This is a genomic window from Nitrosomonas sp. ANs5, assembly GCF_050584665.1.
In the GTDB taxonomy this organism is placed as follows: domain Bacteria; phylum Pseudomonadota; class Gammaproteobacteria; order Burkholderiales; family Nitrosomonadaceae; genus Nitrosomonas.
In genome coordinates this window covers 38,444-50,978 of sequence record NZ_JBEUDO010000008.1, presented here as the reverse complement: position 1 = coordinate 50,978, position 12,535 = coordinate 38,444, and the positions used below count along the sequence as shown (strand labels likewise).

12 protein-coding genes are annotated in these 12,535 nt (G+C 54.0%); 3 read left to right on the top strand and 9 right to left on the bottom strand.

Annotated features, from left to right (window positions below; translation table 11 throughout):
- Positions 1 to 261: 261 nt before the first annotated feature.
- From ABTW62_RS03500 to ABTW62_RS03485, 4 genes are read right to left on the bottom strand one after another with little or no spacing between them, the layout of a single operon-like run.
- The gene (locus ABTW62_RS03500; protein ID WP_430903196.1) at positions 262 to 1,110 is read right to left on the bottom strand and encodes a phosphate ABC transporter ATP-binding protein; all 849 of its coding nucleotides are present in this window, start codon (positions 1,108 to 1,110) and stop codon (positions 262 to 264) included.
- An 8-nt stretch (positions 1,111 to 1,118) separates the two neighbouring features.
- Positions 1,119 to 2,003: a phosphate ABC transporter permease PstA gene (gene pstA / locus ABTW62_RS03495; RefSeq protein WP_430903195.1), complete on the bottom strand. Its 885-nt coding sequence runs from the start codon at positions 2,001 to 2,003 to the stop codon at positions 1,119 to 1,121.
- Positions 1,996 to 2,874 carry a phosphate ABC transporter permease subunit PstC gene (pstC, locus tag ABTW62_RS03490; protein ID WP_430903194.1) on the bottom strand — a complete coding sequence of 293 codons (879 nt, stop codon included), beginning with the start codon at positions 2,872 to 2,874 and terminating at the stop codon, positions 1,996 to 1,998. The genes pstA and pstC (ABTW62_RS03490) overlap by 8 nt, the downstream gene beginning before the upstream one ends.
- Positions 2,828 to 3,664: a phosphate ABC transporter substrate-binding protein gene (locus tag ABTW62_RS03485; protein WP_430903193.1), complete on the bottom strand. Its 837-nt coding sequence runs from the start codon at positions 3,662 to 3,664 to the stop codon at positions 2,828 to 2,830. The genes pstC (ABTW62_RS03490) and ABTW62_RS03485 overlap by 47 nt, the downstream gene beginning before the upstream one ends.
- Before the next feature lie 404 nt (positions 3,665 to 4,068).
- Here ABTW62_RS03485 and ABTW62_RS03480 point away from each other — a divergent pair, with 404 nt between their 5' ends.
- The gene (locus ABTW62_RS03480) at positions 4,069 to 4,446 is read left to right on the top strand and encodes a DUF4398 domain-containing protein (protein WP_430903192.1); all 378 of its coding nucleotides are present in this window, start codon (positions 4,069 to 4,071) and stop codon (positions 4,444 to 4,446) included.
- 67 nt (positions 4,447 to 4,513) lie between these two features.
- Positions 4,514 to 5,281 (top strand): OmpA family protein, encoded by a 768-nt coding sequence (locus tag ABTW62_RS03475; protein ID WP_430903191.1) that lies wholly within the window; start codon positions 4,514 to 4,516, stop codon positions 5,279 to 5,281.
- A gap of 178 nt (positions 5,282 to 5,459) precedes the next feature.
- Here ABTW62_RS03475 and ABTW62_RS03470 read toward each other — a convergent pair whose 3' ends face one another.
- The 5 genes from ABTW62_RS03470 to ABTW62_RS03450 are packed head-to-tail and all read right to left on the bottom strand — an operon-like array spanning position 5,460 to position 11,133.
- Positions 5,460 to 7,604: an FAD-dependent oxidoreductase gene (locus ABTW62_RS03470; protein WP_430903190.1), complete on the bottom strand. Its 2,145-nt coding sequence runs from the start codon at positions 7,602 to 7,604 to the stop codon at positions 5,460 to 5,462.
- The gene (locus tag ABTW62_RS03465) at positions 7,601 to 8,584 is read right to left on the bottom strand and encodes a radical SAM protein (RefSeq protein ID WP_430903189.1); all 984 of its coding nucleotides are present in this window, start codon (positions 8,582 to 8,584) and stop codon (positions 7,601 to 7,603) included. The genes ABTW62_RS03470 and ABTW62_RS03465 overlap by 4 nt, the downstream gene beginning before the upstream one ends.
- Positions 8,585 to 8,592: 8 nt before the next feature.
- Entirely contained in the window at positions 8,593 to 9,642 is a 1,050-nt protein-coding gene (locus ABTW62_RS03460) for a methyltransferase domain-containing protein (RefSeq protein ID WP_430903188.1), read from the bottom strand.
- 5 nt (positions 9,643 to 9,647) lie between these two features.
- A complete protein-coding gene (locus tag ABTW62_RS03455) occupies positions 9,648 to 10,358 on the bottom strand; it encodes a TIGR04283 family arsenosugar biosynthesis glycosyltransferase (protein ID WP_430903187.1) in 711 nt (236 codons plus the stop codon).
- A complete protein-coding gene (locus tag ABTW62_RS03450) occupies positions 10,351 to 11,133 on the bottom strand; it encodes a DUF2064 domain-containing protein (RefSeq protein ID WP_430903186.1) in 783 nt (260 codons plus the stop codon). Before ABTW62_RS03450 ends, ABTW62_RS03455 begins: the two co-directional genes overlap by 8 nt.
- Before the next feature lie 437 nt (positions 11,134 to 11,570).
- Between ABTW62_RS03450 and pstC (ABTW62_RS03445) the strand changes: the two genes are divergently transcribed.
- Entirely contained in the window at positions 11,571 to 12,521 is a 951-nt protein-coding gene (gene pstC, locus ABTW62_RS03445) for a phosphate ABC transporter permease subunit PstC (RefSeq protein WP_430903224.1), read from the top strand.
- The last annotated feature ends 14 nt before the right edge of the window (positions 12,522 to 12,535 follow it).

The following is a 12,535-nucleotide window of genomic DNA, read 5'->3' as shown; positions in this document are numbered from 1 at the left end:
TGGCTTTTTGATCGGCGTTTAATTTTCTTTCACACAGCTGGTCGGGGCAGGTAAAAAATAAATCATCGTCAGTTTACAGTGCTACGCACTTCGTTGCAGGCTGCTTGAGCAGCGTGGCACCCCAGAAGATGCCATGACGGCAGAATTGGTAATGCAACGCTCTCCACACTCTGCCTGCTCCGCTCTGGCTGACTTCGCTCAGAGACTGAATCAGGTCGCGAACAAAAAAAATGATGCGAAATCAACGATTCTTCAAACCCTCTATCCCCTCGCCCCACTGATATAAGCCGTAGTAAGCGGATGCACTGATGCTTCAAAAATATCCCGGCAGTGACCGAATTCGATTACTTGGCCAGCGTGTTCTTGTTCTCCGACCCAGAAAAACGCGGCATAGTTGGCGATGCGGCGCGCTTGGGCTAGGTTGTGGGTAACAATGACGATGGTATAGCGGCCGCGTAGGCGGCAGATGAGGTCTTCTACAATGCCGGAGGCGATCGGGTCCAGCGCGCTACATGGCTCATCCATCAGTATTATTGCCGGGTTCAGGGCTAATGCGCGTGCGATACAGAGGCGCTGTTGCTGTCCGCCGGACAAACTCAATGCAGAGGTATGCAGCCGGTCGCGCACTTCCTCCCATAAACCGACATCATGCAAGGTCTGTTCAATGACCACATCAACTTCGGCCCGGCGCGTCATGCCATGTTCGTGTAGGGGCAAGGCAAGATTACGGTAAATCGAGAGTGGAAAGGGTGTCGGCTTTTGGAATACCATACCGATGGTTCGCCGTAGGTGCTGCACATTGCAGGCCGGATCATGAATGTCTTGACCGTTGAGGTAGATTTCGCCCTTCAGATGGCAATCCGGGATCAAATCGGTCAATCGGTTAAGCACTGACAGGAAGCTGGTTTTGCCACAGCCCGATGGACCGATCAGCGCGGTGACACAACCGCGGTAAATATCGAGCGTTACATCATCCAGCGCATGTCTTGCACCATAACGGAGTGAAAGATTTTTTACCTGGATAACCGGTTCTGGTACGCAGCAGGCTGGCCCGCTTTGCAACGAGCCCAGGGTAAAGGATCCGGACTCAGGTGAAAATGGGTTGGTCATTTTGGCTCTCATGTGGACTCGATTCGTTTCCGTTGCCATCTTTGCATAAGCAGCAGGGCGCTGGTGTTGATCAATAGCAGCAGCATGACCAGAACCAGCGCCGAAGCATAGGCGGGCGCATCACCACCCGGTACATTCATCGATAAATCGAAGATATGCAACGCCAGCGCGCGTCCCGAATCCAGAAGCGATTCCGGCATGCGATCAACATAGCCGCTGGTAAACAGCAGTGCAGCCGTTTCCGCTGCGGCGCGGCCGATTCCCAGCAGCAATCCTGCAACCCATGCCGGTATCGCAGCGGGTAGCAACAGATGGAACAAAACGGCCGCGCGGGACAGGCCCAGGGCAGCACCCGACAAGCGGTAGTGCTCCGGTACGCTCCGCAGCCCTGCTTCGGCCGTGCTGACTAATATTGGCAGTAACATACAGGCCAGTGTCAGCCCGCCTGACAGAATAGAAAACCCCATCCCCAAATAAATACTGAAGAAGGCATTGCCAAACAGACCGAACACAATCGAGGGAATGCTTGCCAGTACTTGCAGACTGAAACGGATCACCTGACCAGGCCGACTGGCAACCGGCACAAACTCCGAGAGTAGTATGGCTGTCGACCATCCCAGCGGTAAGGCGCTGACCAGTGCGACTAGCACGATTAGCAGTGTACTGACCAGAATGGGTCCAATCCCACCTGCACGGCCGGCATCCCGTGGCGGTTCAACCAAAAAGCGCCAAGATAGATGCGTTGCGCCGCCACGTACCAGATCAAATAGAATCCATAAAAATACCAAGCTGATTACTGCAACCGTGGCATACACCATCCAACGGAGCAATTGATCCCGCAGAACATGTCTTGATGAATGCCGTGTCGATTTACGCACGGTTTTCTCAAGCATGGCGGTTTCTCGCCAGCCAGCTGGCCGCCGCTGTCAAAAGCATGACCCACAGCAACAACAGCAACCCCGAAACGAACAAGGCCGCACGGTGCCCGTCCATGGCGTAAGCCATTTCCAGCGCAATATTGGAGGCTAAGGTACGAATAGGGTCAAACAAGCTACCAGCATGCTGGGCGACATTGCCGGCCACCATTAATACTGCCATGGTCTCGCCGATGGCACGACCAGCCGCGAGCAGGATGCCTGCCAGGATACCGGTTCGAGCAGCGGGCAAGGCGATACCAACGATGCTGCCCCAGTGCGATAGACCCAGTGCTGCCGAGGCCTGCAGGTATTCGCGTGGGACGGCTTGTAACGCGGCATGGCTGGTGACGGCAATGGTGGGCAATATCATGAGGGTCAGCACCAGAATGGCCGCCAGCAGGCTCAGACCAGGCGGCTCCCACTGATTGATCAGCGGCACCAGCGTGGTCAGCCCCCAGAAGCCGAATACCACCGATGGAATGCCCGCCAGCAACTCGAGCAGGCGCCGGTAAAGCATGGCTATGCGCGGCGGTGCGTAAACAACGATGAAAAGCGCCGATAAAATTCCCATTGGCATGGCCAGCAACATCGCGCCGCTACTCGCGTAGAAAGTACCGGCCAGCATAGGTAGCAGGTTGTATTGTGCTTCCAACGGATGCCAAGAAGCATCGGAGAAAAAACGCCTAAGCGGCAGCTGCTGTAACGCGGGCCAGGATTCGTACAGCAAAAATAACAGGATCAGCAACATAATCAGTGCCGCGATAGTTGCTGCGGCATACAATACCCTGCGCAGCCATCTGTCAATGGAGGCTGGCGGGAATGAAATACTGCGCTTCGACCAGATCATGGACTTGCTCCGAGCGGGCGAATTCAATGAAATCGCGCACCAATCCGACAGGTGTCTCACGCGTCACCAGATTGAGTGGACGCGCCAAGGGGTAGGAGCCTTCGCGCACATTCGCCGCAGATGCGACAATCCGATCCAGTGGCAGCAATTTGATCGCAATACCCTGGCTGATTGCGTGCGCCACCGTGCCAATTGAAAGATAGCCTATCGCATGGCGGTTACCGGCAATGGTCTTGATCCCTTGCTGATTATCTCCGATGATGGCGTGTGGTTTAATCGCGCTATTTTTCAAGCGGAAATACTCCAGAAACAGCTCCAACGTAGAGCGGCCTTCGGCTTTGTTGACAACGGTTATGCGCGCACTCTGCCCACCGATTGTTTTCCAGTTGGTTATTTTTCCCTGATAAATCGCGACGATCTGCTCTTGAATCAGTGCAGTCAGTGGGTTACTCGCATGCAGCACGAGGCCAATCCCGTCAAGCGCAATGGTATGCGCTAGCAAATCTCGCTCCTCGGGTTTCAACGCACGAGATACCAAACCAATGTCAGCGATCTTGCGGCGTGTATCATGCAGACCACGAGAAGAACCGCCTGTCTGTACCTCGACCCGTACCCCTGGATGAATGGATTCAAACCGTCGAGCAATTTCGCTCATCAGCGGCGCCATCGTGCTCGAACCAGTCAATAACAATTTCTGTGTAGCCGCATGGATGCAAGTCGGCCAGCCGGCATACCCGACAAGTAAAATCACGATCAGGCTGAAAAAGCTCTTTCTTCTTGTGAGGGTCATGCTATTTAACCTGGTTCAATTTCCAATCATACTTCAGAATGTCCGTCGCTCCCTATCGGCATGGTACGCAAAGAGCTGGCCCGAACCAAGCTGGATTTGTCGAAATGGCGAATAAACTTAATCCTATCCATAAACCTGCTTCTGTCAGACTATTGATCGCATAGTGTTTTAGCAATAGTCAGAAGCAACCAATATTTTATTTCTTGGACTATTTATAACCTTATTTATCCTGATGAAGAAGGAACCGAAGTCATTTTCCTTAACATGATTGTTACCCGAATACAAGGCATTGTCATTTTAAATCCTTGACTGGACTCAAATCCCGGCATACAGTGAAGATATGATGTGCGTATATGAGTAGCAGGTATTTTTCTTACTGATTAATAAAAATGAGGGCAAAGATCATGCAAACATTTTTCTCCAGAAATTTATTAATTTATTTCTTTGTATGCATCACCTTACTATTTAGTGGGTGCAGCAGCGTACCCAAGCCCGTCGGTGAATTTGCCAGTGCCAGGTCACAGATACAATCTGCAGAATCAAGTGATGCAAGCATTTTTGCGCCTGTTGAGCTTGACCGTGCCAAAACCAAGCTCAGAAATGCCGAGAGAGCCGCAGCAGATAAAAAACATTTAACTGCAAGGCTTCTAGCTGAGGAGTCAATTTCAGATGCCCGGTTGGCAGCGGCAAAAGCCAGAACCGCCAAAGCAGAACGGTCTGCACAGGAAATGAGAGAGACCATTCAGACTATGGAACGTGAAATAGAACGCATTCAAAGATAATAGAAATTCCCCTTTTTTGCCGAAACTGCTGCATCTCATTAAGCCCCTTGCATAAGAGAGAATTATTATGACAAAACGCATAAATATCTTGCTTGCTGTATTGTTTGTTTTTGCTGTTACCTCTTGCGGAGGTCCACTGAAAAAAAATGCAATGCTGATTGACGCAGAATCAGCATTTGCCAGAGCAAAAGCTGATCCAGATGTAATCAAATATGCTGCAGAACATCTCATTGAAGCAGAAGAGACATTGAGGAAATCTGCCGAAGCGCGAACTGATGAAGAAATGAGTTCGCTGGCTTATATTGGCAATAACCAGGTATTAACGGCTCTGGAAGTGAAAAATTTTAGCCTGACAGAAAATGAATTAGCAAGATTGAGGGAAGCTTCTAGTCAGTTCGCTTTGCGGACAAGAGAGCGCGAAACACAACAAGCTATGGCTAGGAAAGCCCAGCTAGAACAGCAGCTGGCAGAGCTCCAGGCAGAGAAAACCGAACGCGGCATGGTGATGACTTTGGGCGATGTGTTATTTGAGACCGGAAAAGCTGAGCTGATGCCAGGAGCGGTTACTATGATTCGCCGTTTAGCACAATTTATGCAGCAATATCCGGATAAGAGAGTGCTCATAGAAGGACACACAGACTCTACCGGAAGTGCTTCGTTTAATCTGCGTCTGTCAGAAAACAGGGCAAATGCAGTTCAGAGTCTTCTTTTGTCTGAGGGAATACCTCATAACAGAATAGAAACGATTGGGTATGGCATGAGTAGGCCCGTTGCGACCAATGATACTGTTGAAGGCAGGCAGCGTAACCGTCGAGTCGAAATTGTTATTCAATAACGACTCATCCCTATCAGGGAGCCTCTAAAAAGTCAGCGTTTTAAGCTTGGCGAGAAGGGAGCGTAATGCTGACGTTGCCCCCATTTGGTTATGGGCAGAGAACAACCCGAGCCGCAATGCTCAATCGGGTTTGTCGGTTGTAATGATCGCTTGGGTACAACGCCTTGTATTACTCTCCTTATTTTCTGGGCGCCCGCTTATAGGCATGATATTTCTCGAGCCAGCCGAGCAAGCGCTGGGACACATGCCTGCGTTTCCATTCCCCCGCCACATATTTGTTGGCCTCGGACCAGGTGGGATAGGTATGGATGGTGCCCAGGATCTTGTTGAGACCCAAGCCATGTTTCATTGCCAGCACAAATTCCGCCAGTAGGTCACTGGCATGCGATCCCACGATCGTTACGCCCAGGATCCGGTCCCTGCCCGGTGGTGTTAGCACTTTGACAAAGCCGCGCGCGGCTTCATCGGCAATGGCCCTGTCCAGGTCATCCAGATTATAACGGGTTACTTCATACTTGATTTCGCGGGCTCGGGCTTCTGCTTCTGATAATCCAACCCGCGCGACTTCCGGATCGGTAAATGTCGTCCACGGTATGGTGGAGTAATCGACCTTGAAGCGTTTGAAATCTCCAAACATGGCATTGACCGCGGCATACCAGGCTTGATGCGCTGCAGCATGGGTAAATTGAAACGGTCCCACGACATCACCACAGGCGTAGATATTGGGATAAATTGTTTCTAGCCAGCCGTTCGTTTCGATTGTACGCCGCTCTGTCAAAGGAATGCCGAGCGTTTCAAGCCCCAATCCTTCGGTACGGGCAACCCGGCCCACCGCGCACAACAAAGCGTCGAATGGCAGCATCTGTTTCCTTCCTTCTGCATCACGCACAATCAAGCATTGCGTGTCGTTTTCCCGTCGTTCGCAACGAACTGCTTCTGTCTGTGTTAGCAGGCGCACGCTCTCTTCCTGCAATATGGTTGCCATGAATTCAGCGACTTCTGCATCCTCACGAGCCATCAGGCGATCTCGCTCCACTATGGTTACTTGACACTCCAGACGGGCGAAAGCTTGCGCGAGCTCACAACCAATTGGCCCACCTCCCATTACCACTAAGCGCTTCGGCCGTTCGGTCAGTGACCAGATTGTTTCCGAAGTAAAATATCGCACCGTTTCCAATCCTGGGATTTTGGGAATAAGCGGGCGCGCGCCACTGGCAATGACAATGGCGCGTGTGGTGAGTGTTTTTCCATCAACTTCAACTGTCCAGGGGGAATTGATACGTGCCTGACCTGCAATCACTTCAACCCCAAGCCCGGTATAGCGTTCTACGGAATCATGTGGCTCGACTGCTCGGATGATCCGCTGCACGCGCTGCATGACCTCGCCAAAATTGTATTCAACCTGGGTTTGCGTGATTCCCAGCGACTGGGCTACACGGGCTTGCTTCAGGAAAGCGGCGGTACGAATCAGCGCCTTGGATGGGATGCATCCGTAGTTGAGGCAATCCCCCCCCATTTTATGGGATTCGATCAATGTGACTTTCGCTCGAGTTGCCGCTGCAATATATGCTGTGACCAGACCAGCGGCGCCAGCACCGATAACAATTAAATTCCGGTCAAAATGTTGCGGCTTAGGCCAACGCGCATAACGCCGCCGCTGCTGTAAATAGCCGATGCCCCAACGCGCCAGCCAAGGAAATCCGGCAAGCAACAAAAAGGAAGCAAGCAGCGGGGGTGACAGAATATCGGACAGGGTTTCGATCGCCGCCAATTGTGTGCCGGCATTGACATAGACAATACTGCCAGCCAGCATACCGATCAGGCTCACCCAGAAGAATGTCCCGGTTGACAAGCGCGTCAGGCCCATCAGCAGATTGATCAGGAAGAAAGGAATAGCCGGCACCATCCGCAAGGAGAAGAGATAAAACGCACCATCTCTGGCAAGCCCCTGATCGATGGTCGCCAATCGGTCCCCAAAACGGCGCGAGACCGCATCCCGGAGCAAATAGCGCGCGGCCCAGAAGGCAAGTGTCGCGCCGATCGTGGCTGAAAGCAGGACAAGGGGCACGCCCACCCACAGCCCGAACAAAGCGCCGCCGGCGAGCGACATGACGGCCGCGCCCGGCAAGGACAGCGCCGCCATGACAATGTAGGTCAGCGCATACCAGCCCATGAACCGGAACGGATTATCCTGGTAGCTCTGGTCCAGGTCGGCATGATGCGCCTTGAGCGATTCCAAGCTGAAAAGACTGGCCAGATCCAATAGATAAAACAGGCCAACCAATATCAGCACGGCCAGCAACAGGATCAGGCGCTTGTTCATGTATCACCCGCTCCGGTTGCTGACATGTCTTGATCCGCCCGCTGCAGCTCGCTACAGGATGCACCGAGACGAAAGCAGCTGTAACAGCGATGATGCTTCATGCTCACCGGCACAGGCAAGCTGCCGGTGAGCGTATCCGCCAGCGCATAGTCGGGATCATCGTCCACCAGCGTGCAGGCATAAACGCGCATGCGCCCGGCAGTTTTCACAACCATCCGGCTGAATGCGCACATAAACTGCCGCCGGCTGGCCTCGCTGTGATAATCGGTCATGCATTGCGCGCTGATCTGGGGGCTGGCAACTTGCGCGGCAGGCGGATGAAATTCGGGAAATTCGATGCGCGGCAAATCGGCAGGCAATCCCGCTGCCTGCAGCACCTCACCGAATCCTTGGCTCACCTCGGCCTGGCTGCAGCCGGGTATCGCCTGGCTGGCGATGGATAACGAAAACCCCGCATGATGAAGCTCGCGCATGCCAGCCAGCGCTTGCGCGAACATCCCTTTCCCCCGGCCATGATCATGGCGCGCTGCTTCAAAATGATCGAGGCTCACGCGCAAGTGAAGCGGATGCGGATGCTGGCTGAGTGGCTTCAGCTGCCTGATCCGCTGGATCAGGGGGCGCGTCGCATTGGTCAGCACCAGACACGGCCGAGACTGCAAGGCGTAATCCAGGATCGGCACGATATCCTTGTTGATGAACGGCTCCCCGCCAGTGAAGGAAAATTGTTTCACGCCCAATGTCAGCGCTTCGTCGACAAACGGTTGCACATCTGCCAATCGCACCCGTTGCAGGCGATCATCTCCGGGCTTTGAACCTTCCAGGCAGAATGGACAGGCCAGGTTGCAGGCAGTACCGGTATGAAACCACACTTCTTCCAGCGCATGGGTATGAATGAATCCACGTGGCGCGCCATCGGCAGTTTGGTACCAGGCGGCAGAACGTGCTGCCTGCCCCGTCGGCGAGGAAGCAGGGATTTTCATGGCCGTGGTCAACAGCATCCGCCAGCCGCCGCCGGCGGCCGGGTTGCGTCATCGAACGGAATGCCCATGCCACATCCCGGAAAAATGCCGAAATGGCGCTCAAAATTACCGTAAAACTCGAAATGCGGCGCAAACCGGGTGTCATGCAACATGCGCCAGGTATTGCCGCACACCGGAAACTGGCGGCCGGTCTCGATATGATGATGCTTATCCAGCATGAAACCATGCGGGTGATGCGCAATGGTGCCGCGATAGACCACCGATTGGCCATGATCCTCGCAGGCGGGCTCGAGCCCAGCGAGCTTGAACAGCCGGTAGGTGGCCGAATAGAAACGAATCGGACCGATCCGCGCCGCGATGGCGGCATTGCCGATCGTAATCGGCCGATCTTCCACCAGCCGTGGATCGGTAAAACCGCATGCCCGGCCCAGGTTCAGGAAATCGTTCCAGTAAAGCGCGCCGCCCAAGCACTCCCCGTACAACACTGGATCGCCGGCCAGTGCGGCCGGAACACGCCGGTCGCTATAGATATCGGAAAAATATAATTCGCCACCCGGTTTGAGCACGCGGTACGCCTCCCGCAATACGGCAGTCTTGTCGGTAGCGAGGTTGATCACACAATTGGAAACGATCACATCCACGCTCGACGCCTGCAAATCCAACGCATCGAGTTTCTCGATATTCCCTTGCAGGAAACGCACATTGCTGCGGGCGTAATCGAATGCTTTGCGATGATAATCTTCGTAGCGACGCGCCACAGCCAGTTGCGCCTCGGTCATGTCCACGCCGATCACCTGGCCATTTTCACCCACCAGTTGCGACAGCACATAAACATCCCGCCCGGCCCCGCAACCCAAATCGAGCACGGTCAGCCCCTCGAGCTGTTGTGGCAGCACCAGCCCACAACCGTAATAGCGATTGAGCACTTCCTCATGCAGCTGGGCCAGCAAAGGCTTCGCATAATCGGGCAGGCCCTCGTCGGTGCAGCAGGCATTGGTCTTGAGATCGGATGAACCGGTCAATGTCTCGCCATAGTATTTTTGAACGATTTCTTTCATGGTGATTAAGTTCCTGTTGTCAAATCATCTGGATCGCCTCGATGGCAATACTGGCCTGCCAGCTTTTCAGCTGACACACCACAGGCAAACGCCAGCGCCAGCTTGCGGTTGCGCCAGGTGCGGCGCCACCAGCCATCCCGCTGCCAGCGCCGCGGATCGACCCATAACGATTCCGTCAGTGCCTGAAATCGCCCCAGCGCACGTAAATTCCTCACCAGCGGCACCTCTTCGAACAATGGCCAGGGGGCATGCCCACCGGCAGCCAAATAGCTGCTGCGCCTGGCAAAGATTCCCTGGTCTCCATACGGTACGCCAATCCGGCAACGCAATGCAATCGCCGCCTCCAGCAGCGGTGCCGGCCAGGCACATGCACCGTCAAACCGGAAGCGGAAATAGCCACCCAGCGCACCGTTGGTCAATGCCCGCGCCATGGCCGGCAACGGGTTTTCCGGCAGCCGCGCATCCGCATGCAAAAACCAGAGTATCTCGCCACGCGCGCTCATGGCGCCTGCGCGCAACTGCTGGCCGCGGCAGGGCGTGGCAGCCAGCCAGCGCGCGCCGTACCGCTCACAAACAGCCCGGCAGGCTGTCTGCCTGGCACCGTCGACCACGATCACTTCTTGCGGGATATCCGGTAGCGCGTTCAATTGGCTCAACAATTGTTCGAGCCTGGATTCATCCCGGTAACAAGGAATGATTACGCTGAATTCATGCATGGTTGACCCGCTTGTTTGCGCGCAGACAGCTGACCAAGGCATGCAGCCGCCGTCGGGCCGGCCGTGAATCATGCCGCAGATCGGCATACAACTGTTCGATCTGCTCCGGTTCGTCTATATCCACATTCGGTTTCAGACAGGCGACCGTCTGGCCAGCCTGTCGGCACTGTTCCATTAGCGTGGCTCCCAAATGAGGGGTGCTCCATGGCAAATGGCCGAGCTCCGGCCATGGCAGATTACTCGCCATCAGCACCACCCCGCCATCGAAGGCGGGTATGAGCACTGTATCGGCATGCATCAGTGCCGCCCGGCAAGCGCTGTAATCCTCATCGGTCAGCAGCGGCGCATCACTGCCGATATAAATCAATTGCTTCGCACCATTCAAGCGCAACGACCGATCAAGCTCATTCAGTCGCTGCCCAAGGTTGCCAGTGCCCTGGGGCTGGATCGTCACCATTGACTGCGGTGGAAGTAGCGAAGCCGCCCAGGCACGATCCCCGGAAGAAGCCGGTGCAATCACCACCGGCCCCCTCCAGGCCAGCGCGTCCTCCAGCGCACAATCGAGCAGCGCCTGGGCGCAAGCCATGGCCTGTTCGATGCCGAAGCCAACCGCCAGCCTCTGCTTGCCCATGCCAGGCCGAGGACGCTTGCATACCACCACCAGCACTGCATCCATTTTGGCCATCTCTCTAATTTTCATGCCTCCATTCAGAAGGATACATACAATCCCAAACAACCCATCGTCGGTTTCATGGTGCGCATGCAATGTATCCATGCTTAGTCGTCAGTGACAACGCTTCCTTACACGACAAACGAAACCATTCCGGTCTCCCGCCATTAACGAGCCCTAAACATAGCGTCATATCCCATCATATCAGTATATGGATTTCAGGATTCTTCCATACCCACAACCGGGGAATAGATTATTCACGGATTCTGTATGTTAAAATGCGCAGCTTAGTGTGGCTCGTACTGGTCGCTGCGCACGATGCCTATATTACTTTCAGGGTTCCTCTAAAAATCCAAAGTTTTAAGCAAGACAAGGCGGGAACAAAAAATGTTGACGCAGCATATGATTGATATGTAAGAAGACATTTTTGTGAACAACGGCGTATTGTGACGAAACATGGATTTTTAGAGGCGCCTGTCATCAAATTGTAATAATTGGTCCTTAGTATGAAGCTCTCCTATCTCAGCTCGCTACTCAAAAGAATGAGGATTCCTATCCACAATACCAAAGATACGCTTGCCGGCACGCCAGCGACAAGAAATCTACGCTACGATTACAAGCGGCATCTGAAAGAGCGTGTGATAGAAATACTGCTGTTTCTGGCAGCTTTTTTTTCTGTCTTCATTACATTCGCAATCATTTACATGCTGATCTCGGAATCATTGGTCTTTTTCGAGCATGTATCGCTGCGCGAGTTTCTGACAGATACACAATGGACCCCCCTTTTTGATGACGCCCACTATGGCATTCTGCCCCTGGTCTCGGGTACGGTTGTCAGCTCTGCAGTCGCGCTCCTTGTCGCGCTGCCTTTGGGCACCACCATCGCGATTTATCTCTCCGAATTTGCGCCCTTCACGGTCAGAGAAATCGCCAAACCATTTCTGGAACTACTGGGCGGCATTCCGACAGTCGTTTACGGTTATTTTGCCTTATTGTTCGTCACGCCGCTGCTGCAAATGCTCATCCCCGACCTTCCCGGCTTCAGCCTTTTATCCGCGGGCCTGGTCATGGGAATCATGATTATCCCCTATGTCAGCTCCATGACTGAAGATGCCATGCGCTCGGTGCCGATGCATCTGCGGGAAGGCTCCTATGCGATGGGTGCGACACGATTCCAGACGGCGATCAAGGTCGTCATGCCGGCCTCCTTATCCGGCATAGCGGCGGCCTATATACTCGGTATTTCACGGGCGGTGGGTGAAACCATGGTTGTTGCCATCGCCGCAGGCATGCAACCCAATCTAACCTGGGATCCTACGGAACCGGCGGCCACCATTACCGCTTATATCGTTCAAGTGAGCCTCGGAGATTTGCCGCATGGGAGCATCGGCTATCAAACAATCTTTGCAGCCGGGTTGACGCTTCTGCTGATGACCCTGGCTTTCAACATCCTGGGCCATTTGTTGCGCAAACATTACCGGGAAGTTTATTGACACCGCTGCCAGCC

Excerpts from the sequence above, each read along its gene's own strand:
- pstA (WP_430903195.1), bottom strand. The coding sequence starts at position 2,003 with ATGCTTGAGAAAACCGTGCGTAAATCGACACGGCATTCATCAAGACAT.
- pstC (WP_430903194.1), bottom strand. The coding sequence starts at position 2,874 with ATGATCTGGTCGAAGCGCAGTATTTCATTCCCGCCAGCCTCCATTGAC.
- ABTW62_RS03500 (WP_430903196.1), bottom strand. The coding sequence starts at position 1,110 with ATGACCAACCCATTTTCACCTGAGTCCGGATCCTTTACCCTGGGCTCG.
- ABTW62_RS03480 (WP_430903192.1), top strand. The coding sequence starts at position 4,069 with ATGCAAACATTTTTCTCCAGAAATTTATTAATTTATTTCTTTGTATGC.
- ABTW62_RS03475 (WP_430903191.1), top strand. The coding sequence starts at position 4,514 with ATGACAAAACGCATAAATATCTTGCTTGCTGTATTGTTTGTTTTTGCT.
- ABTW62_RS03485 (WP_430903193.1), bottom strand. The coding sequence starts at position 3,664 with ATGACCCTCACAAGAAGAAAGAGCTTTTTCAGCCTGATCGTGATTTTA.
- ABTW62_RS03470 (WP_430903190.1), bottom strand. The coding sequence starts at position 7,604 with ATGAACAAGCGCCTGATCCTGTTGCTGGCCGTGCTGATATTGGTTGGC.
- ABTW62_RS03465 (WP_430903189.1), bottom strand. The coding sequence starts at position 8,584 with ATGAAAATCCCTGCTTCCTCGCCGACGGGGCAGGCAGCACGTTCTGCC.
- ABTW62_RS03455 (WP_430903187.1), bottom strand. The coding sequence starts at position 10,358 with ATGCATGAATTCAGCGTAATCATTCCTTGTTACCGGGATGAATCCAGG.
- ABTW62_RS03450 (WP_430903186.1), bottom strand. The coding sequence starts at position 11,133 with ATGGATACATTGCATGCGCACCATGAAACCGACGATGGGTTGTTTGGG.
- ABTW62_RS03460 (WP_430903188.1), bottom strand. The coding sequence starts at position 9,642 with ATGAAAGAAATCGTTCAAAAATACTATGGCGAGACATTGACCGGTTCA.
- pstC (WP_430903224.1), top strand. The coding sequence starts at position 11,571 with ATGAGGATTCCTATCCACAATACCAAAGATACGCTTGCCGGCACGCCA.